The organism is Nocardioides luteus (assembly GCF_014648595.1).
GTDB lineage: Bacteria > Actinomycetota > Actinomycetes > Propionibacteriales > Nocardioidaceae > Nocardioides > Nocardioides luteus.
In genome coordinates, this window is sequence record NZ_BMRK01000022.1 from 34,907 (window position 1) to 59,641 (window position 24,735).

The 24,735-nt window shown below is 69.9% G+C and carries 27 protein-coding genes; 12 read left to right on the forward strand and 15 right to left on the reverse strand.

The window, feature by feature from the left end; genetic code table 11:
• Positions 1 to 80: 80 nt before the first annotated feature.
• Together IEY81_RS20675 and IEY81_RS20680 are read right to left on the reverse strand one after the other, a co-directional pair.
• Entirely contained in the window at positions 81 to 470 is a 390-nt protein-coding gene (locus tag IEY81_RS20675; protein ID WP_189120382.1) for a nuclear transport factor 2 family protein, read from the reverse strand.
• Complete coding sequence (locus IEY81_RS20680; RefSeq protein ID WP_189120383.1) at positions 467 to 898, reverse strand: hypothetical protein; 432 nt, start codon at positions 896 to 898, stop codon at positions 467 to 469. Before IEY81_RS20680 ends, IEY81_RS20675 begins: the two co-directional genes overlap by 4 nt.
• Positions 899 to 1,186: 288 nt before the next feature.
• Here IEY81_RS20680 and IEY81_RS20685 point away from each other — a divergent pair, with 288 nt between their 5' ends.
• Positions 1,187 to 1,903: a polysaccharide deacetylase family protein gene (locus tag IEY81_RS20685; RefSeq protein ID WP_189120384.1), complete on the forward strand. Its 717-nt coding sequence runs from the start codon at positions 1,187 to 1,189 to the stop codon at positions 1,901 to 1,903.
• A 3-nt stretch (positions 1,904 to 1,906) separates the two neighbouring features.
• On the opposite strand, the gene IEY81_RS20690 is transcribed toward IEY81_RS20685, so the two are convergent.
• On the reverse strand, positions 1,907 to 3,190 hold the full coding sequence (locus tag IEY81_RS20690) for an endo-1,4-beta-xylanase (RefSeq protein ID WP_229788037.1): 1,284 nt from the start codon (positions 3,188 to 3,190) through the stop codon (positions 1,907 to 1,909).
• A 110-nt stretch (positions 3,191 to 3,300) separates the two neighbouring features.
• Between IEY81_RS20690 and IEY81_RS20695 the strand changes: the two genes are divergently transcribed.
• Both IEY81_RS20695 and IEY81_RS20700 read left to right on the forward strand, forming a co-directional pair.
• Entirely contained in the window at positions 3,301 to 4,410 is a 1,110-nt protein-coding gene (locus tag IEY81_RS20695) for an FAD-dependent oxidoreductase (protein ID WP_189120385.1), read from the forward strand.
• A gap of 47 nt (positions 4,411 to 4,457) precedes the next feature.
• A complete protein-coding gene (locus IEY81_RS20700; protein ID WP_189120386.1) occupies positions 4,458 to 5,210 on the forward strand; it encodes a DoxX family protein in 753 nt (250 codons plus the stop codon).
• Positions 5,211 to 5,215: 5 nt separating this feature from the next.
• Here IEY81_RS20700 and IEY81_RS20705 read toward each other — a convergent pair whose 3' ends face one another.
• Genes IEY81_RS20705 through IEY81_RS20715 form a run of 3 tightly spaced genes read right to left on the reverse strand, consistent with a single transcriptional unit; the run spans position 5,216 to position 7,353 of the window.
• Entirely contained in the window at positions 5,216 to 5,860 is a 645-nt protein-coding gene (locus IEY81_RS20705) for a GNAT family N-acetyltransferase (protein ID WP_189120387.1), read from the reverse strand.
• Positions 5,861 to 5,902: 42 nt separating this feature from the next.
• Positions 5,903 to 6,094 (reverse strand): hypothetical protein, encoded by a 192-nt coding sequence (locus IEY81_RS20710; RefSeq protein ID WP_189120388.1) that lies wholly within the window; start codon positions 6,092 to 6,094, stop codon positions 5,903 to 5,905.
• Between the two features lie 5 nt (positions 6,095 to 6,099).
• Positions 6,100 to 7,353, reverse strand: a complete 1,254-nt coding sequence (locus IEY81_RS20715; RefSeq protein ID WP_189120389.1) for an aspartate aminotransferase family protein — start codon at positions 7,351 to 7,353, stop codon at positions 6,100 to 6,102.
• Positions 7,354 to 7,462: 109 nt separating this feature from the next.
• On the opposite strand from IEY81_RS20715, the gene IEY81_RS20720 reads away from it, so the two are divergent.
• Positions 7,463 to 8,929, forward strand: a complete 1,467-nt coding sequence (locus IEY81_RS20720) for an NAD-dependent succinate-semialdehyde dehydrogenase (RefSeq protein WP_189120390.1) — start codon at positions 7,463 to 7,465, stop codon at positions 8,927 to 8,929.
• 13 nt (positions 8,930 to 8,942) lie between these two features.
• Here the strand turns inward: IEY81_RS20720 and IEY81_RS20725 are convergent, their stop codons facing one another.
• The 4 genes from IEY81_RS20725 to IEY81_RS20740 form a co-directional block, all read right to left on the reverse strand.
• Positions 8,943 to 9,599 carry a GntR family transcriptional regulator gene (locus IEY81_RS20725; RefSeq protein ID WP_189120391.1) on the reverse strand — a complete coding sequence of 219 codons (657 nt, stop codon included), beginning with the start codon at positions 9,597 to 9,599 and terminating at the stop codon, positions 8,943 to 8,945.
• A gap of 140 nt (positions 9,600 to 9,739) precedes the next feature.
• Positions 9,740 to 11,110, reverse strand: coding sequence for an MFS transporter (locus IEY81_RS20730; RefSeq protein ID WP_189120392.1), 1,371 nt, complete (start codon positions 11,108 to 11,110; stop codon positions 9,740 to 9,742).
• Between the two features lie 169 nt (positions 11,111 to 11,279).
• Positions 11,280 to 11,999, reverse strand: a complete 720-nt coding sequence (locus tag IEY81_RS20735) for a maleate cis-trans isomerase family protein (RefSeq protein ID WP_189120393.1) — start codon at positions 11,997 to 11,999, stop codon at positions 11,280 to 11,282.
• Complete coding sequence (locus IEY81_RS20740; protein WP_189120394.1) at positions 11,996 to 12,706, reverse strand: maleate cis-trans isomerase family protein; 711 nt, start codon at positions 12,704 to 12,706, stop codon at positions 11,996 to 11,998. Before IEY81_RS20740 ends, IEY81_RS20735 begins: the two co-directional genes overlap by 4 nt.
• A 95-nt stretch (positions 12,707 to 12,801) precedes the next feature.
• Here IEY81_RS20740 and IEY81_RS20745 point away from each other — a divergent pair, with 95 nt between their 5' ends.
• From IEY81_RS20745 to IEY81_RS20770, 6 genes are read left to right on the forward strand one after another with little or no spacing between them, the layout of a single operon-like run.
• A complete protein-coding gene (locus IEY81_RS20745) occupies positions 12,802 to 13,797 on the forward strand; it encodes a D-2-hydroxyacid dehydrogenase (protein ID WP_229788038.1) in 996 nt (331 codons plus the stop codon).
• The gene (locus IEY81_RS20750) at positions 13,794 to 15,233 is read left to right on the forward strand and encodes an amidase (protein WP_189120396.1); all 1,440 of its coding nucleotides are present in this window, start codon (positions 13,794 to 13,796) and stop codon (positions 15,231 to 15,233) included. Before IEY81_RS20745 ends, IEY81_RS20750 begins: the two co-directional genes overlap by 4 nt.
• The gene (locus tag IEY81_RS20755; RefSeq protein ID WP_189120397.1) at positions 15,230 to 15,742 is read left to right on the forward strand and encodes a DUF3830 family protein; all 513 of its coding nucleotides are present in this window, start codon (positions 15,230 to 15,232) and stop codon (positions 15,740 to 15,742) included. Before IEY81_RS20750 ends, IEY81_RS20755 begins: the two co-directional genes overlap by 4 nt.
• A gap of 34 nt (positions 15,743 to 15,776) precedes the next feature.
• The gene (locus tag IEY81_RS20760) at positions 15,777 to 16,691 is read left to right on the forward strand and encodes a glucosyl-3-phosphoglycerate synthase (protein ID WP_189120398.1); all 915 of its coding nucleotides are present in this window, start codon (positions 15,777 to 15,779) and stop codon (positions 16,689 to 16,691) included.
• Positions 16,691 to 17,551, forward strand: a complete 861-nt coding sequence (gene folP / locus IEY81_RS20765) for a dihydropteroate synthase (RefSeq protein WP_189120399.1) — start codon at positions 16,691 to 16,693, stop codon at positions 17,549 to 17,551. The genes IEY81_RS20760 and folP overlap by 1 nt, the downstream gene beginning before the upstream one ends.
• A gap of 5 nt (positions 17,552 to 17,556) precedes the next feature.
• Positions 17,557 to 18,075, forward strand: a complete 519-nt coding sequence (locus tag IEY81_RS20770; RefSeq protein ID WP_229788039.1) for a class III extradiol ring-cleavage dioxygenase family protein — start codon at positions 17,557 to 17,559, stop codon at positions 18,073 to 18,075.
• On the opposite strand, the gene IEY81_RS20775 is transcribed toward IEY81_RS20770, so the two are convergent.
• Positions 18,018 to 18,647 carry a TetR/AcrR family transcriptional regulator gene (locus IEY81_RS20775; protein ID WP_189120401.1) on the reverse strand — a complete coding sequence of 210 codons (630 nt, stop codon included), beginning with the start codon at positions 18,645 to 18,647 and terminating at the stop codon, positions 18,018 to 18,020. The two genes, IEY81_RS20770 and IEY81_RS20775, sit on opposite strands and share 58 nt — an antisense overlap.
• Positions 18,648 to 18,757: 110 nt before the next feature.
• Here IEY81_RS20775 and IEY81_RS20780 point away from each other — a divergent pair, with 110 nt between their 5' ends.
• Positions 18,758 to 19,750: a hypothetical protein gene (locus tag IEY81_RS20780; protein ID WP_189120402.1), complete on the forward strand. Its 993-nt coding sequence runs from the start codon at positions 18,758 to 18,760 to the stop codon at positions 19,748 to 19,750.
• Between the two features lie 16 nt (positions 19,751 to 19,766).
• On the opposite strand, the gene vanX is transcribed toward IEY81_RS20780, so the two are convergent.
• The 3 genes from vanX to IEY81_RS20795 are packed head-to-tail and all read right to left on the reverse strand — an operon-like array spanning position 19,767 to position 22,391.
• On the reverse strand, positions 19,767 to 20,381 hold the full coding sequence (vanX, locus tag IEY81_RS20785) for a D-Ala-D-Ala dipeptidase VanX (protein ID WP_189120403.1): 615 nt from the start codon (positions 20,379 to 20,381) through the stop codon (positions 19,767 to 19,769).
• Positions 20,378 to 21,418, reverse strand: a complete 1,041-nt coding sequence (vanA, locus tag IEY81_RS20790; RefSeq protein WP_189120404.1) for a D-alanine--(R)-lactate ligase — start codon at positions 21,416 to 21,418, stop codon at positions 20,378 to 20,380. Before vanA ends, vanX begins: the two co-directional genes overlap by 4 nt.
• Complete coding sequence (locus IEY81_RS20795) at positions 21,411 to 22,391, reverse strand: D-isomer specific 2-hydroxyacid dehydrogenase family protein (RefSeq protein WP_229788042.1); 981 nt, start codon at positions 22,389 to 22,391, stop codon at positions 21,411 to 21,413. The genes vanA and IEY81_RS20795 overlap by 8 nt, the downstream gene beginning before the upstream one ends.
• 208 nt (positions 22,392 to 22,599) lie before the next feature.
• On the opposite strand from IEY81_RS20795, the gene IEY81_RS20800 reads away from it, so the two are divergent.
• On the forward strand, positions 22,600 to 23,940 hold the full coding sequence (locus IEY81_RS20800) for a UDP-N-acetylmuramoyl-tripeptide--D-alanyl-D-alanine ligase (protein WP_189120406.1): 1,341 nt from the start codon (positions 22,600 to 22,602) through the stop codon (positions 23,938 to 23,940).
• A 190-nt stretch (positions 23,941 to 24,130) separates the two neighbouring features.
• Here the strand turns inward: IEY81_RS20800 and IEY81_RS20805 are convergent, their stop codons facing one another.
• Positions 24,131 to 24,676: a hypothetical protein gene (locus IEY81_RS20805; protein WP_189120407.1), complete on the reverse strand. Its 546-nt coding sequence runs from the start codon at positions 24,674 to 24,676 to the stop codon at positions 24,131 to 24,133.
• Positions 24,677 to 24,735 lie beyond the last annotated feature (59 nt).

Genomic DNA, 24,735 nt, shown 5'->3' on the forward strand with positions numbered 1-24,735 from the left:
GCGATGCTCCTTCTCTCCTGTGCTTGCGAGAGATGAGCGAGACAGCGCCCCGATTCCTGACACGTGGTCAGTGTGATCTGTCACACATCGCCGCGGGCTGCAGCCTTGATCTCCTCGAACTGGGCGCCCATCGCGGCTGCGAGGGCCTCGGCAGCACGCAGCGGACGGACCATCACCTTGAAGTCGACGATCTTGCCGTCCTCGTCGTAGGTGAGGAAGTCGCAGCCGTTGAGCTCGAGGCCGTCGACCTTCGCGGTGAACTCGTAGGCGTGGTGGGCGCCGTCGTGGATCTCGCGTACGTAGGTGAAGTCCTCGAACACCTTCACCACGCCCCGGAGGATGGCCGCGGTGATCGCCCGGCCGGGGTAGGGCTTGAACGCGACCGGGCTGGTGAACACGACGTCCTCGGCGAGCATCGCCTCGACGGCATCCATGTCCTTGGCCTCGATCGCCTCGCGGAACGTGGTCATCGGTCTCCTTCTGGGGTCGGGTGCTGGTGAGGAGAGCCTAGAGGCGAAGCGCTTCGGCCGCCGATGGCGTAGCCGATGCCGATCCCCACTGCTGCCGGGGCCAGGACGAGGCCGGCGACGAACGGGCTCAGGAAGGCCAGGTCGTCCCACAGCACGCCGAAGTCACGGCCCTCCTTGGCCCAGATCTCGATCGGAGCGCTGAGCCCGACCACGACGGCGACCACCGCCCAGCGTACGAAGACCGGCGGCAGGCGCTCCGCGCGCGAGCCGTCCCACATGCCCCACAGGCCCGAGACGGCGATCAGCAGCCCGAAGTAGATCAGGCCGGCGCCGATGTCGGCGTCCTCGGTGGGGAAGAAGGTGGTCATCACGAAGGAGTAGAGGAGGCCGCCGCCGAGGATCGCGACGAGGCGTACGAGGAGCTTCATGGGTCCATCGTCGCCCGGACGGCTGGCAGGGCGCATGAGCGTGCGTACTCAGATCCTCCGGAACCAGGGCCTTGACAGGCACGCAGCCTGCCCCGATGGTTTTCGATAACGTTTTCCAAGGGCGGCTGATCGCACGCCGCCGTGGACCGATCGAAGGAGATCACGGTGGATTCCCGGGCTGGGTTCGCGAAGCGGATCAGAGCCGCCCTGGTGGCGGCAGGAGCGGTGGGAGCGATCGTCGCCGGAGCGGCGTCGCCGGCCGTCGGAACCGATGCGGGAGGCGATGTCATGACAGCGGACAGCAGCAGAGGAAAGTCCGACCCCGGGTCCGACTTCATCCCCGGCGGCGCCGTGAACCCGACGTCGACGCCGGTCGACCAGGCCCGGGGCACCGGCAACGTGGTCGCCATGACCTTCGACGACGGGCCCAACCCGGGCGAGACCGAGCGGCTGCTCGACATCCTGGCCGCCCACGGGGTGGCCGCGGTCTTCTGCGTCATCGGCGAGAACATCAACGCATCCGGTGGCGCGGAGATCCTGCGCCGGATCGTCGAGGAGGGGCACACGCTGTGCAACCACTCGACCTCCTACGCCGACATGGGCTCCTGGTCGCCCGCCGACGTCGAGCAGGACCTCGTGGCCAACCTGGCGATCATCCGCGAGGCCGTCGGGAACCCGGCCCAGAAGGTGCCCTACTTCCGGGCGCCGAACGGCAGCTGGGGGAGCACCGGCGAGGTCGCGGCCTCGCTCGGCATGCAGCCGCTCGGTCTGGGCAACGTGATCTTCGACTGGGACGGCAACGACCTCTCCGAGACCACGCTGACCAACAACCTGCGTGGGGCGATCCAGCCCGGTGCGGTGGCTCTGGCCCACGACGGCGGCGGCAACCGGGAGAACACCATCGCCGCGGTCGAGACGGTGCTTCCGGAGAAGCTGGCCCAGGGGTTCAGCTTCACCCTGCCGCGGGGCGGGATCCCGGACGCCGCCTGGACGCCGAGGCGGTAGGTCTCAGCGGGCGACGGTCACGGTGGCCTCCGAGATCTCCGGGGCGATCTCGAAGGCCGCCGTCGCATCATCGACGCCGACCCGGTAGTCGCCGGCCCACCCGCTCACCGTCACCTGACCCCGTGCGTCGGTGCGCAACCGAGTCGGCTCCACCCACCACTCCTGCTTCACCAGGCGGTGGAGCTCGTTGTAGGCCGGCTTCGGTGTGCCGTCGGCCCTCACCAGGCCCGCCGGCGCGCCGAGCCAGGAGCCGAGGTCGGTGATGCCCCAGTAGGTGATCGCCTCGACCGACGGGTGCGAGAGCAGGGTGCGGTAGTGGCGTACGACCTCGTCGGCCTGCCGCTCCTCGCCCTCCGGGGTCGAGGGCCAGCTGGGCACCTGGTGGTCGTTGAGGTCCTCGATCTCGGGCGGCATGAGGTCGCCGGAGAGGAGCGTCGTCTCGCTGAGGTGGAGCGGGAGGCCGAAGCGGGCGAACCGCTCGAGCACCTCCAGGGTCCGCTCCTCGCCCCAGTAGCCCTGGTGCATGTGGCTCTGCAGACCGATCGCGTCGACCTCGATCCCCGCCTCGAGGACGCCCTCGACGAGGCGCTCGTAGTCCGCGGACATGTCGAAGTCGTTGAGGACGAGACGTACGCCGGGATCCGCCGCCCGCGCCTCCTCGAAGGCCAGGCGTGCCATCGGGACGCGGCCGAGCTGCCGGCACAGCCGGGTGATGGCGTTCTGGCGCTCCTCGTTGTCGAAGACCGGCATGATCACCAGCTCGTTGATCGCGTCCCAGGTGTCGACCAGGCCGCTGAAGCCGGTGACCTCGCGGCGGATCCGGTCGCGGAGGACCTTCTCGACCTCGTCGGTGGGCGTGTCGAGCAGCCAGGCAGGGGAGAGCGTGTGCCAGGCCAGCGGATGTCCCTTGAGGGCCACGCCGCGGTCGCGGAACCAACGGGCGGCGTTGAGCAGGCGTTCGGTCTCGGGCTCGCCCGGCTCGGGCTCGAACCCGGACCAGTAGAACGGCAGCGTCGCCGTGTTGAACACGCCCAGCCACAGGTCGACCAGTCGTTCGGCGGCCTCCACGTCGGCACCGCCGAAGACGGCGCCGGGGGACTGCGCGGTGTCGGCGTTGGCCAGGCCGATGAAGTCGAAGCCGATGTTGCCGAAGGCGAAGGCGTGGCGGGTCTGCTCGACGACGACGTCGGTATCGGCGCACGGGCTGCCGTCGGGGCGAAGCAGCGTCAGCGTCATCTCGTGGGAGCGGTGGCGGAGGGACGGGGCGGGGGAGGGCGGCTGGTTCACGAGACACACCTTGAAGTACGGAGGGGGTGGATGTAAATCGTTATCGAAGGACGCTCGAGGAGCGCAAGGATTCGTCCGCACGAGTTGGTCCGTCGGCTAGGTTGCAGAGCGTGAGCGAATCCTCGAGCAGCCGACGTGCGCTGGTGGTCGGAGCGGGGATCGGCGGACTAACCGCAGCGCTCGCGCTCTCACGAACAGGGTGGCGGGTGACGGTCCTCGAGCGGGCTCCGGAGCTCGGCGAGGTGGGCGCCGGCATCTCGATCTGGCCGCGGGCGTGGCGGATCCTGGGTGACCTTGGGGTCGCCGACCGTCTCGCGGACGGCGTCCGGCCGGCGATCCAGGCAGGCCTGCGCAGGCCCGACGGCCGCTGGCTGGCGAAGGTGGGGCCGGGGGCCGCCGATCGGATCCCGGTGATGGTCCATCGGGCCCGGCTCCACGAGGCGCTCGTGGACGCGCTGGTGGCGCGCGACGGCGTCGAGGTGCGCACCGGCGTGAAAGTCGGCGGCCTGGCCGACCTCGACACTCTTCCTGGCGAGCCCGCCGACCTGGTGGTCGCCGCCGACGGGATCCGCAGCACGATCAGGCACGAGCTCCACCAGCGCGACGACGTACGTTACGCCGGCTACACCGCCTATCGCGGCGTGACCGCGGAGCCGGTGCCGGGCGAGGCGTCGACCACGGGTGGAGAGACCTGGGGGAGCGGTCTGCGCTTCGGCTGGGCCCCGCTCGTCGACGGCCGCACCTACTGGTTCGTCAGTGCCAACCGACCAGCCGGCGAGGTCGGCGGAGACCATCACGCCGACGTGACCGCGCTGGTCGGCGACTGGCACGACCCGATCCCGCAGCTTCTCGCGGCCACCCCGCCGAGCGCCGTCATCCGCGGCGACATCAGCGATCTGCGGCTGCCGCTGAAGAGATTCGACCACGGCCGCGTGGTGCTCCTGGGAGACGCCGCTCACGCCACCACCCCCAACCTCGGCCAGGGTGCGTGCGCCGCGATCGAGGACGCGGCCGTCCTCGCCGCGCAGCTCGACGGTCATGCACGCATCGCCGATGCGCTGGTGGCGTACGACCGCATCCGCCGGCCCGCGACCCAGCGGCTGGTGCGGGCCTCGCGGCTCGTCGGGGCGCTCGGTCAGGTGGAGAACGGAGCTCTCCTGAAGGCTCGGGACGCCGGGCTCGCCGGGCTGGGTGCGGTCGCGGGTCTGCTGAGCAGGTAGCCGATTTCGCCATCGGGCGTCACAACGACCGACGCTCCGGTGTCTGAATGACCATGACGGCCATCTACTTCACGCTGACCTTCCTCACCGCCTCCGCCGCCCTCTTCGCGGCGGTGCTCAACCTGACCGGACACCGGATGCCCGTGACCGAGGCTCAACGGCTGTCGGTGCCGTTGGAGTGGTTGCGGTTCCCCATCGGGACGTCCTACGTGCTGGGCTTCCTCGGCCTGCTGGTCGGGTTGACGGTGCCGGCGATCGGGATCGTCGCGGCCTCGGGCCTCGTGGCCTTCTTCGTGCTCGCGATCGGGGCGCACGTGAGGGTCGGCGACCGGAGCCTCGGCCGGCCGATCGGTGGACTGACGCTCGCGTCGGCGACGCTCGTCGTCACCGGCACGTACGCGGCGGGGCAGGACGATCTCGGCGGGGTCGTGGCGGCGTACGTCCGTGAGCTTCCGGAGCCGTGGTGGCCGGTCGTGCTGCTGGCGCTCGTGCAGCTCGGCGACGCGGTGATGTGCTTCAAGCCGGTCGACTTCATCGCGAAGTGCTTCACCGACGTCGGGCTGCCGCGGGCGCTGTGGCCGGTGATGCCGTGGGTCAAGATCGCCGCCACCGCCGGGCTGCTCGCGGGGCTGTGGGTGCCGTACGTCGCGGCGCTCACCACCGCGGCCCTCGTGGTCTACTTCGTGCTCGCCGTCTGTGCACACATCCGGGCGCGCGACATCGGGCGCAACCTCGCTCTGAACGCCTCGGGGTCGCTCGTCATGTGCGTGGCCGTGCTGGTCTTCTGCTTCCTGGTCTGAACTCGTCAGACACCGAACAGCGGCAGGCAGGGCTCGACTCCGCTGACCGTGACGCTGCTGCGGTCGTTGAGCTCCCACCGGTCACGGCTCAGCCGGAGCCGCTGGGAGATCAGCACCTCGCCGTCGCGCACGTCGCGGGAGATGCCGTCGGGCTCGTAGCCGAGCCTGCTGGAGACCCCGACGGAGGCGGCGTTGTCGGGGAAGGCCTCGGAGGTGGCGTAGGTGCCGCCGAGATGGTCGAAGACGAGAGTCAGGGCCCCGAGCCGGGCCTCGGTGCCGAAGCCGTGACGGTGGTGGGGGAGGCCGAGCCAGGAGGTGGTGCTCACCTCCCGTCGGCGGCCGAACTCGGTCGCCGAGACCCACACGACCCCGATCGGCCGGCCGTCGTGAAAGACGGTCAGGCCCAGGCTCCAGTCGTCCGGTGTCCAGTCGCCGCGGCTTCCCCACGCGCCCTGCATCACGTGACGCGCCCGCTCCAGCGGTGGCTGCTCGGTCCACGGGGTCAGGAACGGTCGCTGCGTCGGCTCGTGGACGCCGTCGGCGGCGACCTGCGCCAGCTGTGCGAGCTCGGCGTCGGTCGGCAGACGCAGCGCCAGCCGCGGGGTCCGGATCACCAGGCCGAAGATCGGCCACACCTCGGTCAGGGTCATCCGGTCATCATCGAGAGCCGCCGGGCCGCGATCAACCAGTTATCACTCCTCGGTGCCGGTCGGGTCCTTCGCGTAGTCGAGGAGATCCTCGGCCGCCGAGGTGTAGCGGTCGACCTCCTCGCCGCTGTCACAGGTGCGCAGCACGATGGTGACCTGGCCCGATCGCGGCCAGATCGCCTCCCAGGTCGCGCCGGAGCGCTCCCAGCGGAGCAGGCGCTCGAGATCGTCCGTCATCCTCCTCATCCTAGGACGGCGTCGACGGACTGGGCCCAGATGCCTGCGGCCTCGTCGATCGCTGCCGAGTCGACCACGAGCGCCGGGATGAACCGCACCACCTGGCCCCAGGCGCCGCAGGTGAGGAGGAGGAGTCCGCGCCGGGCCGCCTCCTGCTGCGCGGCGAGGGCGGTGGCGCCGTCGGGTGTGCCGTCGGGGGTGCGGAACTCGTTGCCGAGCATGAGCCCGAGGCCGCGTACGTCGGTGATCGCGTCGTGCTTCTCCGCGACCCGCTCCAGCGCGGAGCGGAGCTCGGCGCCGCGCTCGGCGGCGTTCGCGACCAGGCCCTCCTCCTCGATGACCTCGAGGGTGGCCAGGGCCGCCGCGCAGGCGACGGCGTTGGCGCCGTAGGTGCCGCCCTGGGAGCCCGGCCAGGCCTTGGCCATCAGCGCCTCGCTCGCCGCGATCGCGGAGAGCGGGAAGCCGGAGGCCAGCCCCTTGGCGGTCATCAGGATGTCGGGGCGGCCACCGAAGTGGTCGTGTCCCCAGAACCTGCCGGTGCGGCCGAACCCGGTCTGGACCTCGTCGATGATCAGCAGGATGCCGTGCTGGTCGGCGCGCTCGCGCAGGCCGTCGAGGAAGGCGGCGTCGGCGGGGACGTAGCCGCCCTCGCCGAGGACCGGCTCGACGAGGAACGCGGCGGTGTCGGCCGGGGCGCTCTGGGTCTGCAGGGTGTAGTCGAGCTGACGCAGCGCGAACTCCGTCGCCTGCTCCTGCGGCCAGCCGAAGTGGGGCGCGTCGGGGAACGGCGAGACCACGACGCCGGCCATCATCGGGCTGAAGCCGGCCCGGAACTTGGTGCCGGAGGTGGTCATCGAGGCGGCCGCCACGGTGCGACCGTGGAAGCCGCCGTGGAAGACGACGATGTTGGGGCGGCCGGTGGCCTGGCGGGCCAGCCGGATCGCCGCCTCCGCGGCTTCGGACCCGGAGTTGGCGAAGAAGAGGCTGTCGAGGCCCTCGGGGAGGACCGGACCGAGCCGCTCGACCAGGTCGAGGAGCGGGCGGTGCATGACGGTCGTGTACTGCCCGTGGACCAGGTCGGCGATCTGTCGCTGGGTGGCCTCCACGATCTTCGGATGGCAGTGACCGGTGCTGGTCACGCCGATGCCTGCGGTGAAGTCGAGATAGCGGCGGTCGTCCTCGTCGAAGAGCTGGACGCCTTCACCGCGAGCCGCCACGACCGGAGTTGCCTGCTTGAGGATGGGGGAGAGCTTGGCCACCGTGACTCCTTGTTTGATTGTCGACAATCCGACTGGCTACTACAGTAGGCCAGCGTCGGACGGCTGTCAGCCGGACAGCCGGCTTCTGACCTACGGAGGCTGATGCGGCATGGGCGGACTACCGGACGAGACGCGGGTCGTCGACGAGGTGCCGAAGTGCCTCCTGGTCGACGGACGGTGGGTGGACGCCTGCGGCGGCACGACCTTCGACGTGCTCGACCCCTCGACCGGAGAGGTACTCTGCGCCGTCGCCGACGCGACGCCGGAGGACGGCCGACGGGCGCTGGATGCCGCCGCTGCCGCGCAGAAGGCGTTCGCCGCGACGGCCCCGCGCGCCCGTGCGGACATGCTCATGGCCGCGTACGACCTCCTGCACGAGCGGGTCGACGACCTGGCCCTGCTGATGACGCTCGAGATGGGCAAGCCGCTGGCCGAGGCGAAGGGCGAGATCGCCTACGCGGCCGAGTTCTTCCGACACTTCGCCGAGGAGGCGGTGCGGATCGACGGCGGATACCAGACCGCACCCGCCGGCGGCGGGCGGTTCCTGATCGCCAAGCAGCCGGTCGGCCCTGCGCTGCTGATCACGCCGTGGAACTTCCCGATGGCGATGGGTACCCGCAAGATCGGGCCGGCGGTCGCAGCCGGCTGCACCAGCATCATCAAGCCCGCCGAGCAGACCCCGCTCTCGATGCTGGCGCTCGGGGAGATCCTCCGCGAGGCGGGCGTGCCCGACGGCGTCGTCAACATTCTCCCGACCAGCCGCCCGGGCGAGCTGACCGAGCCGCTGCTGCGCTCCGGCGTGATCCGCAAGCTCTCCTTCACCGGCTCCACCGAGGTCGGGCGGGTGCTGCTCGCGCAGAGCGCGGAGAAGGTGCTGCGCACCTCCATGGAGCTGGGCGGCAACGCCGGCTTCGTCGTCTTCGAGGACGCCGACATCGACGAGGCGGTCGCAGGCGCGATGGCCGCGAAGATGCGCAACACGGGGGAGGCCTGCACGGCCGCCAACCGGATCTTCGTGCAGCGCTCGGTGATCGAGGAGTTCGGCGAGCGGCTCGCCAAGGCGATGGCCGAGCTGCCGGTCGGCCGCGGCGTCGAGGACGGAGTGCGCGTCGGGCCCCTCATCGACGAGGCTGCCCGGGAGAAGGTGCAGACCCTCGTCGACGATGCGGTGGCCGGCGGTGCGCGGGTGCTGACCGGGGGAACGGCTCCTGACGGTCCGGGTTACTTCTACCCGCCGACCGTGCTGACCGGGGTGGCCGCCTCGGCGCGGATGGGCCGCGAGGAGATCTTCGGGCCGGTCGCTCCGCTGACCCCGTTCGACACCGAAGACGAGGTGGTGGAGGCCGTCAACGACACCGAGTACGGCCTGGTCAACTACGTGTTCACCAACGACCTGCGCCGCGGGCTGCGGGTCGCCGAGGCGCTCGAGTCCGGCATGGTCGGGCTCAACCAGGGTGTGGTGTCCAACCCCGCGGCGCCGTTCGGCGGCGTCAAGGCCTCGGGACTGGGGCGGGAGGGCGGGCGTACCGGGATCGAGGAGTTCCTCGAGACCAAGTACGTCGGGATCGCGATGTGACCGCGGCGCGAGGCTAGACGTAGCCCGGGTCGTCGTCCTCGGCGTGGATGAGGCGCCGGAGCGCCTCGTCCATGTGCTGCTCGACGCGCTTGATGGTGAGCTTCACGTCGCCGGACTCGATGGCGTCGACGATCTGGTTGTGTTCCTCGACCAGCTCGAGCGGCTGCTGGTAGGTGCCCTCCAGCGCGGTCAGGCACATCCGGGTCTCGACGATGAGGGTCTGGTGCATGCGGGCGAGCCGGCGGCTCCCGGAGCACTGCACCAGCACGTCGTGGAAGCGGAAGTCGGCATCGCTCAGCGCCGCCGGGTCGCCCAGCTGGAGCGAGTCGGACATCGCGTCGCACGCGGCGCGGAGCTCACGCAGCGCGGCTGGGACGCGTGCCCGGGCGATCATCGTCGCGGCGGCCCCCTCGATGGCCGCCCTGGCGACGTAGACGTCGCGAATGTCGGCTTCGTCGAGCTCGATCACGAAGAGACCGCGGTTGGGCTCGCTGCGGAGGAGGCCCTCCTGGACCAGCCGCTGCATCGCCTCGCGCAACGGGCCCCGGCTGACGCCGAACTGCGCCGAGAGCGCGGTCTCGCTCAGCTGGGCGCCGGGCTGCAGGGCGCGCTCCATGATCGCGGTGCGCAGCTGGCGAGCGATGACCGAGGCCGTCGACTCTCTGTGCACGGGTTCGAAGCTCGATGTCGCAGTCAACCTGGTCTCCGGTGGCTACTCAGAAAGTGTTTGATTGTCGACAATCATTGCATGTTGGCCGACAAACGACGAGCGGGCCGGGACGTCGTACGCGCCCGGCCCGCTCGTCCGGGTCACGCTTCCGCGGTCTTGTCGAGCTCTTCGAGCTCGGCCTCGGACTCCGGGGTGCCCGGGATCTCGGTGCCGCGGATCGACTTCCCCGCGGTCTCGACCACGAAGAACAGTGCGACGAGACCGACCACCGACGCGGCCATCATGTAGAACGCCGGCATCAGGTTGTTGCCGGTGCCCTTGATCAGGGCGTCGTTGACGTACAGCGCCGTGCCACCGAAGGCGGCCGTCGAGATGTTGTAGCTGATCGCCATGCCGCCGTAGCGCACCTGCGAGGGGAACATCGCCGGGAACGTCGCGCTGATCGTGGCCAGCTGAGCGACGTAGACGATCCCCAGGACCGAGAAGCCGAGCACCGCCGGCCAGAACCCCTGGCTGATCAGCAGGAACATCGGCACCGCCAGGACGATGAGGCCGATGAACGAACCGGCCCACATCGGCTTGCGGCCGATCTTGTCGGAGAGCGCTCCGGCGATCGGGATGAAGATCAGCATCGCGACCTGACCGAAGATCACCAGCAGGTCCGCGTCGGCGGAGTCGAACCCGGCCGTCTCGGTGAGGTAGGTCGGCATGTAGGTCAACAGCGTGTAGTTGGCGATGTTGAGCGCCGCGACGAGGCCGATCAGGGTGAGGACCGGGCGCCAGAAGAGGCTCAGCAGGTCCTTGAGGGCTGCGACGGCACCGCCTTCGACGTGAGCGTCGGCCTCGAGCTCCTGGAAGACGGGGGTCTCCTCGAGCTTGGTCCGGATGTAGAGGCCGACCAGGCCGATCGGACCACCGATCAGGAACGGGATGCGCCAGCCCCACTCGGTCATCGCGTCCGGACCGATGATGGTCTCGGTGATGAAGACGACGGCGATCGCGGCGGTGAAGCCGACGATGGTGCCGAACTCGAGGAAGCTGCCGTAGAAGCCGCGCCGCTTGTCGGGCGCGGTCTCGGCCATGTAGGTGGCCGCACCGCCGTACTCGCCACCGGTCGAGAAGCCCTGGATCACGCGCAGCAGGACCAGGAGGACGACCGCCCAGACGCCGATGTCGTGATACGTCGGGAGCAGACCGACGCAGAACGTCGCGCCCGCCATGAGCACGATCGTGAGGGCGAGCACCCGCTGGCGACCGATCCGGTCACCGATCGGACCCCAGAAGAGGCCGCCGAGAGGCCGCAGGATGAATGAGATGGCAAAGACCAAGGCGGTGCCGACGAACCCGTACTCCGGGAAGAAGTTGTCGGTCATCTCCGTGGCGACGTAGGCGTAGGCGCCGTAGTCGAACCACTCGGTGGCATTGCCGACCGCAGAGCCGGTGATGGCTCTGCGGAGCTTCGATTTGTCTGGCTGTTCCTCGGTGGAGGGAGTGGACGGTGTTCCTGACATTTCTTCTCACCTATTCGGTGTGATTGATGGCTGGGGACCGTTTTGACCCGCAGTGTCGACAGTAGGCTTGTCAACAATTTCCGCCACGTTAGCGCCCTCGATGACCCATGGGCCAGGACGCGCCGGGGTGGCGCCGGGTGAGGCCAAGTCGTTACGTGAAGCCGGGACGTTACCTGAACAGTGTGCCCAGGCCGGGCAGGGGCCCAGACGCGCCGGCAAGCCGCAGGCCCTCCCAGATGGTCACCTGGTTGGCGGTCAGCACCGGCTTCCCCAGTGCCTCCTCCAGTGCATCGATGCAGGTCAGGGTGTGCATCGCCGTGTCCGGGATGAGCACGGCCTCCGCCTCGGGAACGTCGACGGCGAGGGCCATCTCGATGACGGCCTCGGGGCCGAGACGGCCGACGTCGACGGCGGTGAAGATGCCCTTGGCTCCGAAGGAGACCACCTTGAGCCCGCCGGCCGCCAGGAAGTAGCGGAAGTGCTCGGCCAGATCCTCGGGGTAGGAGGCGGCGACCGCAACCTTCTCCAGCCCGAGGGCGCGGGCCGCCGACAAGAAGGCGATCGACGTCGACGACGCCGGCACACCGACGCGCTCGGAGATCGCGGCGACCTGGTCTACGGCACCGTCCGGGCCGAACACGAAGCTCCCGGACGTGCAGGCCCAGACCACCGAGTCGGGGGAGTGGACCGCGATGGCGTCGGCTCCCTCGGCGAGCCGTGCGGGGGAGCCGGTGTCGAGGAGAGCCTCGACGGTGTGCTCGTCGCGCTCCACGGAGGTGTGGACGAGCGGGAGCCAGATTGTCCCGCTGAGCACGTTCTCCAGGGCCGGGAAGTCGTCCTCGGCGGCATAACCGGGGTAGAGGAGACCGACGACGGGAGGACGGGTCATGAGGCGTGCCCCCACAGGTCCTCGGCAGTGGGCGGCGTCCGGCCGACCATGCGGAGGGCGGCCCACATGGTCGCCTGGTTGGCGGAGATCACCGGCTTGCCGAGCTCGGCCTCGAGCCGGCCGATGATGTCGTACGTCGCCAGGTTGGTGCACGAGACCACGACCGCCTCGGCGGCGTCGCTGTCGGCGGCCCGCACCAGTTCGAGCGTGGTCTCGTAGGGGACCTCCCAGATGTGGTGGCTCAGCCCGAGATCGCCCGCGCTCACCACGCTGATGCCCGCCTCGGCGAAGAAGCTCGCGAACCGGGCGGCGAGGGTGACGTCGTAGGGCGTCGCGACGGCGATCCGGGAGACGCGGTGCTCGGCCAGCGCAGCCAGCACTGCGCCGGAGGTGGTGACCGCGGGAGCACCGCCGGCGCGGCGCATCGCTGCCCTCAGCCTGCGTTCGCCGCGGCGGCCGTGGACGAAGCTGCCGGACGTGCAGGCATAGACATAGAGGTTCGGCTCGGCGGCGGCGAGATCGCGCACGGCCTGCTCGAGGAGCGCGGTCTCGCTGATCTCCTCGGCCATCTCGAGGGTGACCGGCCGATCCGTGAACGGCGTCCGGTTGAAGAGCAGGGTGGTGTCGGCCGGAGCCCACCGCCACAGCTCGTGGTCGAGCACCATGTCATGGGGAACGACCACCGCGATGCGTACCGTTGGAGCCATCGAGCCTCGCTAAGATTGTTGACAATCTGCAATCTGGCCTCCTAGCGTAGACCCGAATTGTTGCGGTGGTATGTCGAGTTCGACGGAGGATCTTCTTGCATACGTCCCGGCGCCCCGCCATCACGGTCCTGTGCCCGTCCGACGGCGACAAGCCGGTCGGAATGGAGATCATCGAAGCCGACGCCGAGGTCACTTACACCGATGCGGCAGGGCTCGCCGATGCGCTCGTCGGCGCCGAGGCTCTTCTGCTGTGGGACTTCTTCTCCGACGCCGTCCACGACGCCTGGCCCAGCTCCGGATCGCTGCGCTGGATCCACGTCGCGGCGGCCGGGGTCGACAAGCTCCTCTTTCCGGAGCTGGTCGACGCCGACGTCGTGGTCACCAACGCACGGGGCATCTTCGACCGCGCGATGGCGGAGTTCGTGCTCGGCTCGATCCTGGCGGTGGCCAAGGATCTCCACGCCAGCCACGACCTGCAGGCCGCGCGGACCTGGCACCGCCGCGAGACCCGGCTCGTCAGCGCCGAGACCGCGCTGGTGGTCGGCACCGGTTCCATCGGCAGGGAGACGGCACGGTTGCTCCGCGCGGTCGGCATGGACGTACGCGGCGCCGGCCGCACCGCCCGCAGCGACGACCCCGACTTCGGCGACATCGTGGCCAGTGCCGACCTCGAGGCCCACGTCGGCTGGGCTGACCACGTGATCGTCGCCGCCCCGCTGACCCCGGACACCCGTGGCCTGATCAGCAAGGACGTGCTCGCGGCGATGAAGCCGGGAAGCCACTTGGTCAACGTCGGCCGCGGGCCGATCGTCGACGAGACGGCGCTGATCGCGGCCCTTCGTGACGGGCCGGTCGCGGCCGCGTCGCTCGACGTCTTCGAGGTCGAGCCGCTCCCCACCGAGAGCCCGCTGTGGGCGATGCCCGGCGTGGCCGTCTCCGCCCACATGTCCGGTGACTACGAGGGCTGGCGGGAGGCGCTGGCGGTGCAGTTCGTCGACAACGCCCGGCGCTGGCTCGCCGGCGAGCCGCTGCTGAACGTGGTCGACAAGCGGCACGGCTTCGTCGTCACGGACGAGGGATCGAGACGATGACCCACCCGATAGCCGACCCAGACCTGGGGCTCAGCGCGCTGACCGCCGCCGAGCTGGTCGCCGGCTATCGCTCAGGTGCCTTCACCCCGCTCGACGCGACGCGGTCTGTCCTCGAGACGATCGAGGAGCGCGACCCCGCCGTGAACGCGTTCGTCCGGGTCGATCCGGACGGCGCGCTCTCCCAGGCGGCGGAGTCCACGCAGAGGTGGCAGGCCGGGCAGCCCCTCGGCAGCGCCGACGGCGTTCCGACCTCGGTCAAGGACATCCTGTGGACCGCCGGGATGCCGACCCTCCGGGCCACCTGGCTCATCGACGAGGCCGGACCGTGGCCGGAGGACGCGCCGGCGGTCGCCCGGCTGCGTGAGGCGGCCGCGGTGATCACCGGGAAGACGACCACGCCGGAGTTCGCCTGGAAGGGGGTCACCGACTCGCTCCGCCACGGCTCCACCGGCAACCCGTGGGACCCGAGCCTGACCTCCGGTGGCTCCAGCGGTGGCGCGGCCGCAGCGGTCGGGCTCGGCATGGGTCCGTGGGCGCTCGGCACCGACGGCGGCGGCTCGGTCCGCATCCCCGCCTCCTTCACGGGCACGGTCACGATCAAGCCCACCTACGGTCTGATCCCGCTCTTCCCGGCCAGCCCGTTCGGCACCCTCTCCCACGCCGGCCCGATGACCCGCACCGTCACCGACGCCGCAGCGCTGCTGGACGTCGTCGCCGGCTTCGACTCCCGCGACTGGTCGGCGATGCCGACCCCGGCGACCTCCTTCCTGACCGGTCTCGACGACGGCGTCGAGGGGCTGCGGATCGCATTCTCGCCGACCCTCGGTTACGTCCAGAACGACCCCGAGGTCGAGCGGCTGGTCCGGGCGGCGGTCGCCGTCCTCGAGGACGCGGGCGCTGAGGTCGAGGAGGTCGACCCCGGCTTCACCGACCCGGTCGAGGCGTTCGACGTGCTCTGGTTCTGCGGCGCGGCGAAGGTGCTCGACGCCTACCCGGCCGGCTCGCTCGACCGGATCGAACCGCTCTTGCGCGAGGGCATCGAGACGAAGGGCCGCGGCTCCGCGGCCGACTATCTCGACGCCACCGCGGTCCGGATGGACCTCGGCCGCCGGATGGGGCGGTTCCACGAGACGTACGACCTGCTGGTCACCCCGACCATGCCGATCACCGCCTTCGAGCGCGGGCTGCAGGCGCCGCAGGGCTGGCCCTCGCAGTGGTGGCCGAGCTGGACCCCCTACACCTACCCGTTCAACATGACCCAGCAGCCGGCGGCGAGCGTACCGTGCGGCACCACCGCGGCCGGGCTGCCGGTGGGTCTCCAGGTCGTCGGCGCCCGCCACGACGACGCCCGCGTGCTGCGCGCGGCGCGCGCCTACGAGCGGGCCAGCGGCGAGCTGTTCGTACGTCCTGTCGACAATCCTCGAGGAGCCCGATGAGCCGCTACATCACCGTCACCCTGGAACGCCGCGGGGTCTCCTGCCTGGCCCGTCTCCTCGACGACGAGGCGCCCCGCACCGCCGGCGCGGTCTGGGACGCGCTGCCGCTGAGTGGCCAGGTCTTCCACGGCAAGTACGCCCGCAACGAGATCTACAACCTGGTGCCTGCCTTCGCCGCGAAGGAGCCCGGCAAGGAGAACACGACGGTCACCCCGATCCCCGGCGACCTGTGCTACTTCGCGTTCTCCGCCGACGACCTCGGCAACCCCTCCTACGGCTACCCGGAGGACCGGGGCCCGGGCGAGATGACTGAGATCGTCGATCTGGCGCTCTTCTACGGCCGCAACAACCTGCTCGTCAACGGCGACCAGGGCTGGGTGCCCGGCAACGTCTTCGGCACCGTGGTCGAGGGTCTCGAGGAGATGGCGCAGGCCTGCCAGGACGTGTGGATGAACGGCGCCACCGACGAGGTCCTCACCTTCGCCCGCTCCCACGAGGATGCGCCGTAGCAGCCGTCGTGCCGCCCGGGTCTAGGGTTTGGGCATGTCGTGGTTCGAGCGCAACACCCATCACTGGGACGACTGGTCGCTCGCCGGTCTCGTCGCGGCCAAGCAGGGCCAGCGGGTCAGCCTCGTGGTGCCGGCACGCAACGAGGCAGCGACCGTCGGCGACCTGGTCAGCAAGCTGCGTACGAGCCTGATGGAGACGGCCACGCTGGTCGACGAGCTGGTCGTGATCGACTCCGACTCATCCGACGACACCGCGCAGATCGCCTCCGACGCGGGTGCCGCCGTCTACGCCTCGGCAGCGATCCGGCCCGACCTCGGCTCCTACCCGGGCAAGGGCGAGGCGATGTGGAAGTCGCAGTTCGTGACCACCGGTGAGCTCATCGTCTTCATGGACGCCGACCTGACCGACTGGGACACCCACTTCGTACGCGGTCTGCTCGGCCCCCTTGTCAACAATCCGACGATCGAGCTGGTCAAGGGCTTCTACCGCCGTCCAGGAGAGCACGGGCTCGACGGTGGCCGGGTCACCGAGCTCGTCGCGCGCCCGTTGCTCGCCCTCCATCGCCCACCCTTGCGCGACCTGATCCAGCCCCTGGCGGGGGAGTGGTCGATCCGGCGATCGCTGTTCGAGCGGCTGCAGGTGCCGACCGGCTACGGCGTCGAGCTCGCAGCCCTCGTCGACACCCTGGACACTCGCGGCATGGACGCGATCGCCCAGGTCGACCTCGGCCGCCGCGACCACAGCCACCAGGACCTCTTCGACCTCGGTCTGATGGCGACCCAGATCGTCGGCATGATGTCGCGCCGCCTCGGCACCGGCCCGGCGAGTGACGACGTCGGACTGCGGCAGTACATCCCGAGCGAGGGCTCGACCGAGGTCGTCGAGCGGAGCGTGAGCCTCCTGGAGCGGCCGCCCGTGCGCGAGGCCGCGAGCGGTATCATCGCCTGATGCTGCGCCTCGGTGGACACGAATTCGGTGATGACGAAGCGCTGATGATGGCGATCGTCAACCGCACCCCGGACTCGTTCTTCGACAAGGGAGCGACGTGGGCCGAGGACGCGGCCTTCGAGCGCGTACGTCTGGTCGCCTCGCAGGGCGCGGAGATCGTCGACATCGGCGGGATCAAGGCCGCGCCCGGCGCCGAGATCGACGTTGCGGAGGAGAAGGCACGCGTGGTCGACTTCGTCGCCCGGGTGCGGGAGGAGTTCCCCGCGCTGGTGATCTCCGTGGACACCTGGCGAGCCGAGGTGGGCGACGCGGTCTGTGCGGCCGGCGCCGACGTCATCAACGACGCCTGGGGAGGAGCCGACCCGGAGCTGGTCGATGTCGCGGCCGAGCACGGTGCCGCGATCGTGTGCACCCACACCGGTGGCGTGACGCCGCGCACCCGGCCCTACCGGATCGAGTACGACGACGTGGTGCGCGACGCGATCGACTCCACCCTGGGCTACGCCCAGCGTGCGCTCGACGCCGGCGTCGCGAAGGACTCGATCGTGATCGACCCGGCCCACGACTTCGGGAAGAACACCTTCCACTCCCTCGAGATCACCCGCCGGCTCGGCGAGATGGTCGCGACGGGCTGGCCGGTTCTGGTCTCCCTCTCCAACAAGGACTTCGTCGGCGAGACCCTCGACGTGCCGGTGGGGGAGCGGCTGCTCGGCACGCTGGCGGCGACCTCGGTCTGCGCGCTGGCCGGCGCCCGCATCTACCGCGTCCACCAGGTGCCTGAGACCCGCCAGACGGTCGACATGGTCTGGACGATCGCCGGACGACGACGTCCGGCGCGAGCGATCAGGGGGATCCAGTGACACGGATGGCGATGGTTCCGGGCTGCCTGGCGCTGCTGCCGGAGTACGCCTCGCTCGAGGACCCGGTCGAGGAGCTCCGCGCCGCCTGCCTGGCGGCGGTCGCCTGGCTGGGTGAGGACGTACGCGTCGTCGCGAGTGCACAGGGCACCCGGGTCGCCGCCTCGCTGCTGGCCGAGGTCGGCACGGCGCCGGTGACCAGCGGCGAGGCGGCGTACCTGATCGTCGCCAACGGCTCCGCCTGCCGCAGCGAGAAGGCGCCGGGTCATCTCGATCCGCGCGCAGCCGGCTACGACGAGGTGCTCGGCGCCTCGCTGACGGCGCCGGATCCTGACGCGCTCGCGGGCCTCGACCTCCAGACAGCCGAGGAGCTGTGGGCTGACGTCGCTCCCGTCGTGGAAGCCTCTGAGCTGCTCCGCGGTGCCACGACCGTGGCGGTCGACTACGACGACGACCCCTATGGGGTGCGCTACTGGGTCGCCCGCTGGGACGGCGCTGCCAGCAGGTCGCTGAGCCCGGCTCCGTAGATCTTCGGGGAGACGTCGCCGACGATGATGCGCTGCAGGATGAAGCCGGGCAGCAGGCCGGTGAGGACGATCGCGATCCGCTCGGGGTCGGCGTCCGGGTGGAAGCGGCCGGCGGCGACGGCGCCCTCGGCGTAGGTGCGCCAGGCCGCCCGGATGCGGCGCGCCTCGGGAGCCATCAGGTCGCGTACCTCGGGGTCGCGAGCGGCCTCGGCCCAGGTCTGCAGCGCGATCCTGGGGAGGTCGACGCCGAGCTCCTCGGAGAGGTCGAGGAGGTGTTGGGTCGCGGCCTCGATCGCACGCTCCGGCGGGGGAGCGGCGTCCCCGGAGTCGGGGTCGGGGGTGAAGGACGTGATCGCCTCGGCGACGGCGGTCAGTCCGGACTCGGCGATCGCGCGGATGATGTCGCTCTTGCCTCGGAAGTAGGTGTAGACCGAGCCGGCAGAGAGGCCGGACTCCTTCACGACGGCCGCCATCGTCGTCTTGTGGAAGCCGTCGCGCTCCACGCAGCGCAGCGTCGCCGCGATGATCTGCTGGCGCTTCTCGGCCCGGTGCTCCTCGCTGATCTTCGGCATGACGGAAGCATACCTCAAAAGAAAACGAATATTCGTTCTTGATAAATCGCCGATGGAGGAGGAGAGTTCCCCTAAAGAGAATGAACATTCGTTTTTAATGAGGATCTGACATGCCCAAGTCATCGAGAGCCGTGATCGGCGTCAGTCTCGGCCTGATCACCTTGCTCACCCTGCTCATCTCCGCCTTCGCCTGGCCGACCAGCGAGCTCGAGCCCCGCTCGCTGCCGTTGGTCGTGGCCGGCCCCGAGGCGGCCGTCACCCAGATCGAGGCCCAGCTCGCCGCGAGAGCGGGGGAGGACGCCTTCGACGTCTCCACTGCCGCGGACCGAGACGCGGCCGTCGAGGCGATCGAGGACCGCGAGGCGTACGGAGCGATCGTCGCCGGCCCCGAGGGCGCAGAGGTCCTGGTCGCCTCCGCGGCCAGCGCCAACGTCGCGCAGCAGCTCACCCAGATGGCTACCGCCATGGCCGCCGAGACGGGCGCTCCACCCACCGTGACCGACGCGGTCGCGAGCCCGGAGGACGACCCGCGGGGGATCGTCTTCGGCGCCTCGGCCCTGCCGCTGGTGATCGGCGGCATCATGGTCGGTGCGATCACCTCGATGGCGCTGCGACGCACCCGCGACCGGGTGGCGGCCGCCTTCCTGATCGCCGTCGGCGGCGGCCTGGCGATGACCGGGGTCGTGCAGGGCTGGCTCGGTGCGCTCGAGGGCAGCTACCTGGCCAACGCCGGTGTGGTGGCGCTCGGGATCCTCGCGGTGGCGCTGCCGATCGTCGGCCTGCGCCACCTCATCGGCCCGGCGGGCATCGGCGTCGTCGCGCTGCTGGTTCTCCTGGTCGGCAACCCGCTGTCCGGGATCACCTCGGCCCCGGAGATGGTGCCGTTCGGCTGGCTCGGCCAGCTGATGCCTCCGGGCGCTGCAGGCTCGGCGCTGCGCGGCTTCGCCTTCTTCGACGGGGCTGCGACCGTCACGCCGCTGATCGTGCTCGCCTGCTGGGCGGGCGTCGGACTGCTGCTGACCCTGCTCCCGCACCGGGAGAGCGGGAGCGAGGCGGCGTCGACGCCCGCCGAGCGCGACCTCGAGGACGCGGCAGCGGTCTGAGCCCTCGAGACTGGGGTCAGGCGATCGGGAAGTCGAAGTAGGTGTCGGGATAGGGCTCGTCGAGCAGCGAGTAGTGCCACCACTCGTTGTCGTAGCGGCTGAAGCCGCACGACTCCATCACCGAGCACAGCTGAGCCCGGTTGCGGGTGGCGGTCGCGGAGATCCCGGAGGCGCCGTGGTGGGAGACCACGTCCATCAGGTCGTGGTCTCCGCCCATGTCCAGCAGCTCCCCGGAGCCCAGGTCGAAGAGGGTCAGGTCGACGGTGCTGCCGCGACTGTGGCCCGACCGGGCCGCGACGTACCCCTTCTCGAACATCTCCGGTCGTGTGATCGCGGGATAGTGGATGCGTTTGCGGGCGTCGTCCGCTGGCTCGGGCTCCTGGGCCCAGCGCAGGAACGCGTCGACGGCGCGCTGCGGGCGGTAGCCGTCCCAGAGCAGGAGGCCGAGGCCGAGGTTCGCGGCCTTGTCCCGTGCCTGGGCCAGCGCGGTGCAGAGCTCCTGGGTGCCGACGATGCGGTTCACCAGGTAGCCGTCGACCGGCTTGCCGGTGAAGTTGTCCCAGGTGGCGTACTTGGAGTCCCAGCGGATGCCGGGTGCCAGCTCGTCGAGGAAGCCGAAACCGTCCCTCATGCGGCGCTCTCCGCCATGGCGAGCGCGAGGGCGCGGTCGAGGAAGTCGGTCATCGTGATGCCGGCAGCAGCCATCATCCGAGGGTAGCGACTGTAGGAGGTGAGCCCGGGCAGGGTGTTGACCTCGTTGAGCACGACGGTGCCGTCGGCCTTCAGGAACATGTCGACGCGGGCGAGGCCGCGGCAGCCGAGCGCGCGGTAGACCCGCTGGGCCTCGGTCTTGACCAGCTCCTGGGCCGCGGTCGGGATGTCGGCGGGCACGATGAAGGTCGCGTTCTCTGAACCGGTCTCCGGAGCGTCCTCCTGGTGGATCTTGAAGAAGCCGTGGGAGAGGGCCACGTGGTCGACCTCGCCGGTGACGAGCGCGTCGCCGTTGCCCAGGATCGCGCAGCCGATCTCCTCGGCGACCACGCCCTCCTCGATCAGCACCTTCTCGTCGTACTGCCGTGCCGTGGCGACCGCGTCGTCCAGCTCGGCGGCCGAGGTCACCTTGCTGACGCCGAAGGACGACCCAGAACGGGCAGGCTTCACGAAGACCGGATAGGGGAGTACGTCGGCGTCGACCGAGTCGCCGGGGCCGAGGATCCAGAAGTTCGGTGTCGGGATCCCGGCCTCGCCGACGACGGTGTAGGCGAGCGACTTGTCCATGCACAGGGCAGAGCTCTGCACGTCGCAGCCGACGTAGGGGATCCCGGAGAGCTCGAAGAGGCCCTGGATCGCGCCGTCCTCGCCGAGCTTGCCGTGCAGGACGGGGAGCACGACGTCGAGCCGGATGGTCTGGTAGCTGCCCTCGTCCAGGACGAGCAGACCGTGGACGCTGCGGTCGGGGGAGAGCACGACGGGACGGTGGGCACCGTCCTCCCAGCTGGCCGCAGGGCCGTCGCACAGTCGCCAGTCGCCGCTCTTGGTGATGCCGATCCAGTAGGGCTCGTACGCGTCGGTGTCGAGGTGCTTGGCAACCTCCTGTGCCGACTTCACCGAGACCGGGTGCTCCTCGAAGACACCACCGAAGATGATGCCGACCTTGAGCTTAGACATGCTGCAACCTGCTTTCGTATTCACGACAGTTCACGATGGAGTTCTCGACCGTGTCCTGGAGGGCATGGTCGGTGAAGTAGGCGATGTGCGGGCTGACCAGCACGTTCGGCATCTCCTGCAGCCGTGCCAGCCAGCTGTTGGGCAGCTCGCGCCCGCGGAGGTCGGAGTAGAAGATCCCCTCCTCGCCCTCGATGACGTCCAGGGCCGCACCACCCAGCCGGCCCGCCTCGAGCGCCGAGATCAGCGCCGGGGTCTCGATGAGCCCGCCGCGGCCGGTGTTGATGACGTACGCGCCGGGGCGCATGCGGTCGATGCGTCGCCGGTCCAGCAGGTGGTGGGACTCCTCGCTGAGCGGCGCGTGAAGAGTGACGATGTCGCTGCGCTCGACCAGTGTGTCCAGGTCGACGAGCTCGACCGCCGCGGAGGCGGGACGGGGGCGTACGTCGTAGGCGAGGATCTCGCATCCGAAACCCTGCAACCGGTCGATGACCGCCATGCCGATCCGGCCGGTGCCGACGACGCCCACCGTGAGGTCGCGCAGCTCGCGGCCGCGAGCTGCAGCCGGACGGTAGTCGTGCTCATCGGTGCGCCGGACCGTCGACTTCGCCGCGCGCACGGACATGAGCATCAGCATCAGCGTGAAGTCGGCAACCGAGTCGGGTGAATAGGAGACGTTTCCGACCGTTATCCCGAGGCTTTCTGCGAAGTCGACATCGATGTGGTTGAACCCGATGCTTCGCGTCGAGACATATCGGACACCGATGCGCTGAAGGGCGAGAAGGGCAGCGTTGGATATCGGCGTCCTGTGGCTGACGCTGACACACCGGGTGCCCCGGGCGAGGTCGGCGTTCTCCTCCGACAGTGCCTCCGGGGTGGTGGTCAGCGAGACGCCGAGCGACGGCGCCAGGGTTTCGAAAACCAGCTCCTCATCAGGGGCGCAGCCGAAGACGGTGATCTCGACGGTCGGCGAGATCACGGTGTTCTCCTTCGGCCCTGTGGGTGCCGTCAGGGTCGGCTCGTGGTACATCATCTCGCTCAGCAAACCCGATGAGCGGTTGTCGGCCCGTATGCGATTTCCGATATGCCGGCAATATGTGGATCACAGATCCCGGACAGAGCTATCGTCCGTATATCGATTAGCGAATACGCGGTGACAACGCGCGATATCGAACCCTGATGGGATGATTCCCCTCAGTTTGGACGAGATCGCCTCGTTGGTCGGCGGAAAGGTTGTCGGCGACGGCTCGGTGACGGTGAGCGCCCCGGCCGTGATCGACGGGCGCCGGGCCGGCCCCGGCGGCCTGTTCGTCGCCTTCGCCGGCGAGCACACCGACGGCCACGAGTACGCATCCCAGGCCGCCGAGGCCGGCGCCGTCGCCGTGCTCGGCTCCCGCCCTACCGCTCTGCCGACCGTCGTGGTCGAGGACGCGCAGGAAGCACTGCAGCGTCTGGCCGCCCACGTGATCACGCTGCTGCGCGACCACCTGACCGTGGTCGCGGTGACCGGATCTCAGGGCAAGACCAGCACCAAGGACATGATCGAGACGGTGCTGTCGACCACTGCGCCGACCGTCGCCACCTCCGGCTCGTTCAACAACGAGCTCGGCGTACCTCTCACCATGCTGCGTGCCGACACCACGACCAGGTTCCTCGTCCTGGAGATGGGCGCCCGCCACATCGGCGACATCGCCGACCTGACCGGCTTGGTGGAGCCCGACATCTCCGTGGTGACCAACGTCGGTCGCGCGCATCTCGGGGAGTTCGGCTCGCGTGAGGCGATCGCCACCGCCAAGAGCGAGATCGTCCGCGGCCTGGTGCCCGGCGGTGTCGCCGTCCTGCACGCGGACGACGCTCAGGTGCTGGCGATGGGCTCCCTCTCCGACGGTCCGGTGCTGGGCTTCGGAGTCGGCGATCCGGCCGACGTACGCGTCCGCGACCTGACCCTCGACCGCCTCGGTCGCCCGTCGTTCATGCTCTCGCACGACGGGGAGACAGCGGCCGTCGACCTACCGCTCATCGGCGCGCACTGGGCCTTGAACGCTGCGGCGGCCGCTGCCGTCGGCGTCGCCGCCGGCGTACCCCTCGAGCAGGCCGCGACCGACCTGCGCCATGCGTCGATCTCGAAATGGCGCATGGAGCTGCGCGCCCTCGACAACGGCGCCACCCTCCTCGACGACTCCTACAACGCCAACCCCGAGTCCACCCGCGCCGGCCTCGACGCCCTCGCCGCCATCGACGCCGAGCGCCACATCGCCGTCCTCGGCGAGATGCTCGAGCTCGGCTCCGCCGGCCCCGCCGCCCACCACGAGATCGGAGCGTACGCAGCCACCCGCGCCGACCTCGTCGTCACCGTCGGCCACACCGCCGCCGCCATCGCCGACGGCGCGGGCGACCGCGCCGTCGCCCTTGCCGATAACGCCGCCGCCATCGACTGGCTCCGCAGCAACCTCGCACCCGGTGACGTCGTGCTGGTCAAGGCCTCGCGCGGGGCTCGGCTCGACCAGGTCGCCGCCAGCTTGTGAGGTCGCCACGCCACCGGTGGTCGAGCTTGTCGAGACCCGCCCGTTCAGAGCTCGATCGCGCTGGTCGTCACGTTCACGTTCGCCCCACCGCCGTCCACACGTGGTTCAACGAAAGAGGTCGCGACCGGCCCGCTACGGCAACGGTTGACCATGGATCTCGCTTCGGACGATGTGTATTCGATGAGCGTCATCAAGAGGTCGGCTCGAAAGTCGACATCACCTGATCGATCAACTCGTCGGTCTGTCCGCGATCGACCATTTCACGGTTGAACGTCCAGAGAACAGTGGTCAACTGACCGTTGTCGACCGTTCCGTAGTCATCGAGCCACTGCGCTGAGTCTTCGCCGCGCACGTGGTAGAACCTGACGCCGCCAAAGGTGACATCGGGAAGACGCTCGACCTTCGCGCTTCCATTTCTGTGGAACTCCAACGCTGTGTCGCCGGCGTCGTCGATGGCATCGCTTGAGTCGATGGTTGGGCTCGAGCCAAGACTGCCTCCGCCGACTCGGACGCCGCCTTCGCGCTGGCGGGGAGCTTGCAGCTCGAGCCCGGTGTCGCCCTCTTCCACGTCCCATTCGGGAGGGACGAAGAACCGACCGCCGTCGTCTTCTGCTACGTGCCACCCAGCCTTCGGATCAGGGGCACTCGCCGTCGGCTCATTGGAAGGGCTGGACGTGGTGGACGTGTCGCTACCGCCAGGATCATCGGTCGAGCCACAAGCGCTCATGGTCAGCATCGCACCGAAGGCGAAGGCGGTAGCAACAGAGGACATAACGCAGCGGCGGGCCCGTGCCC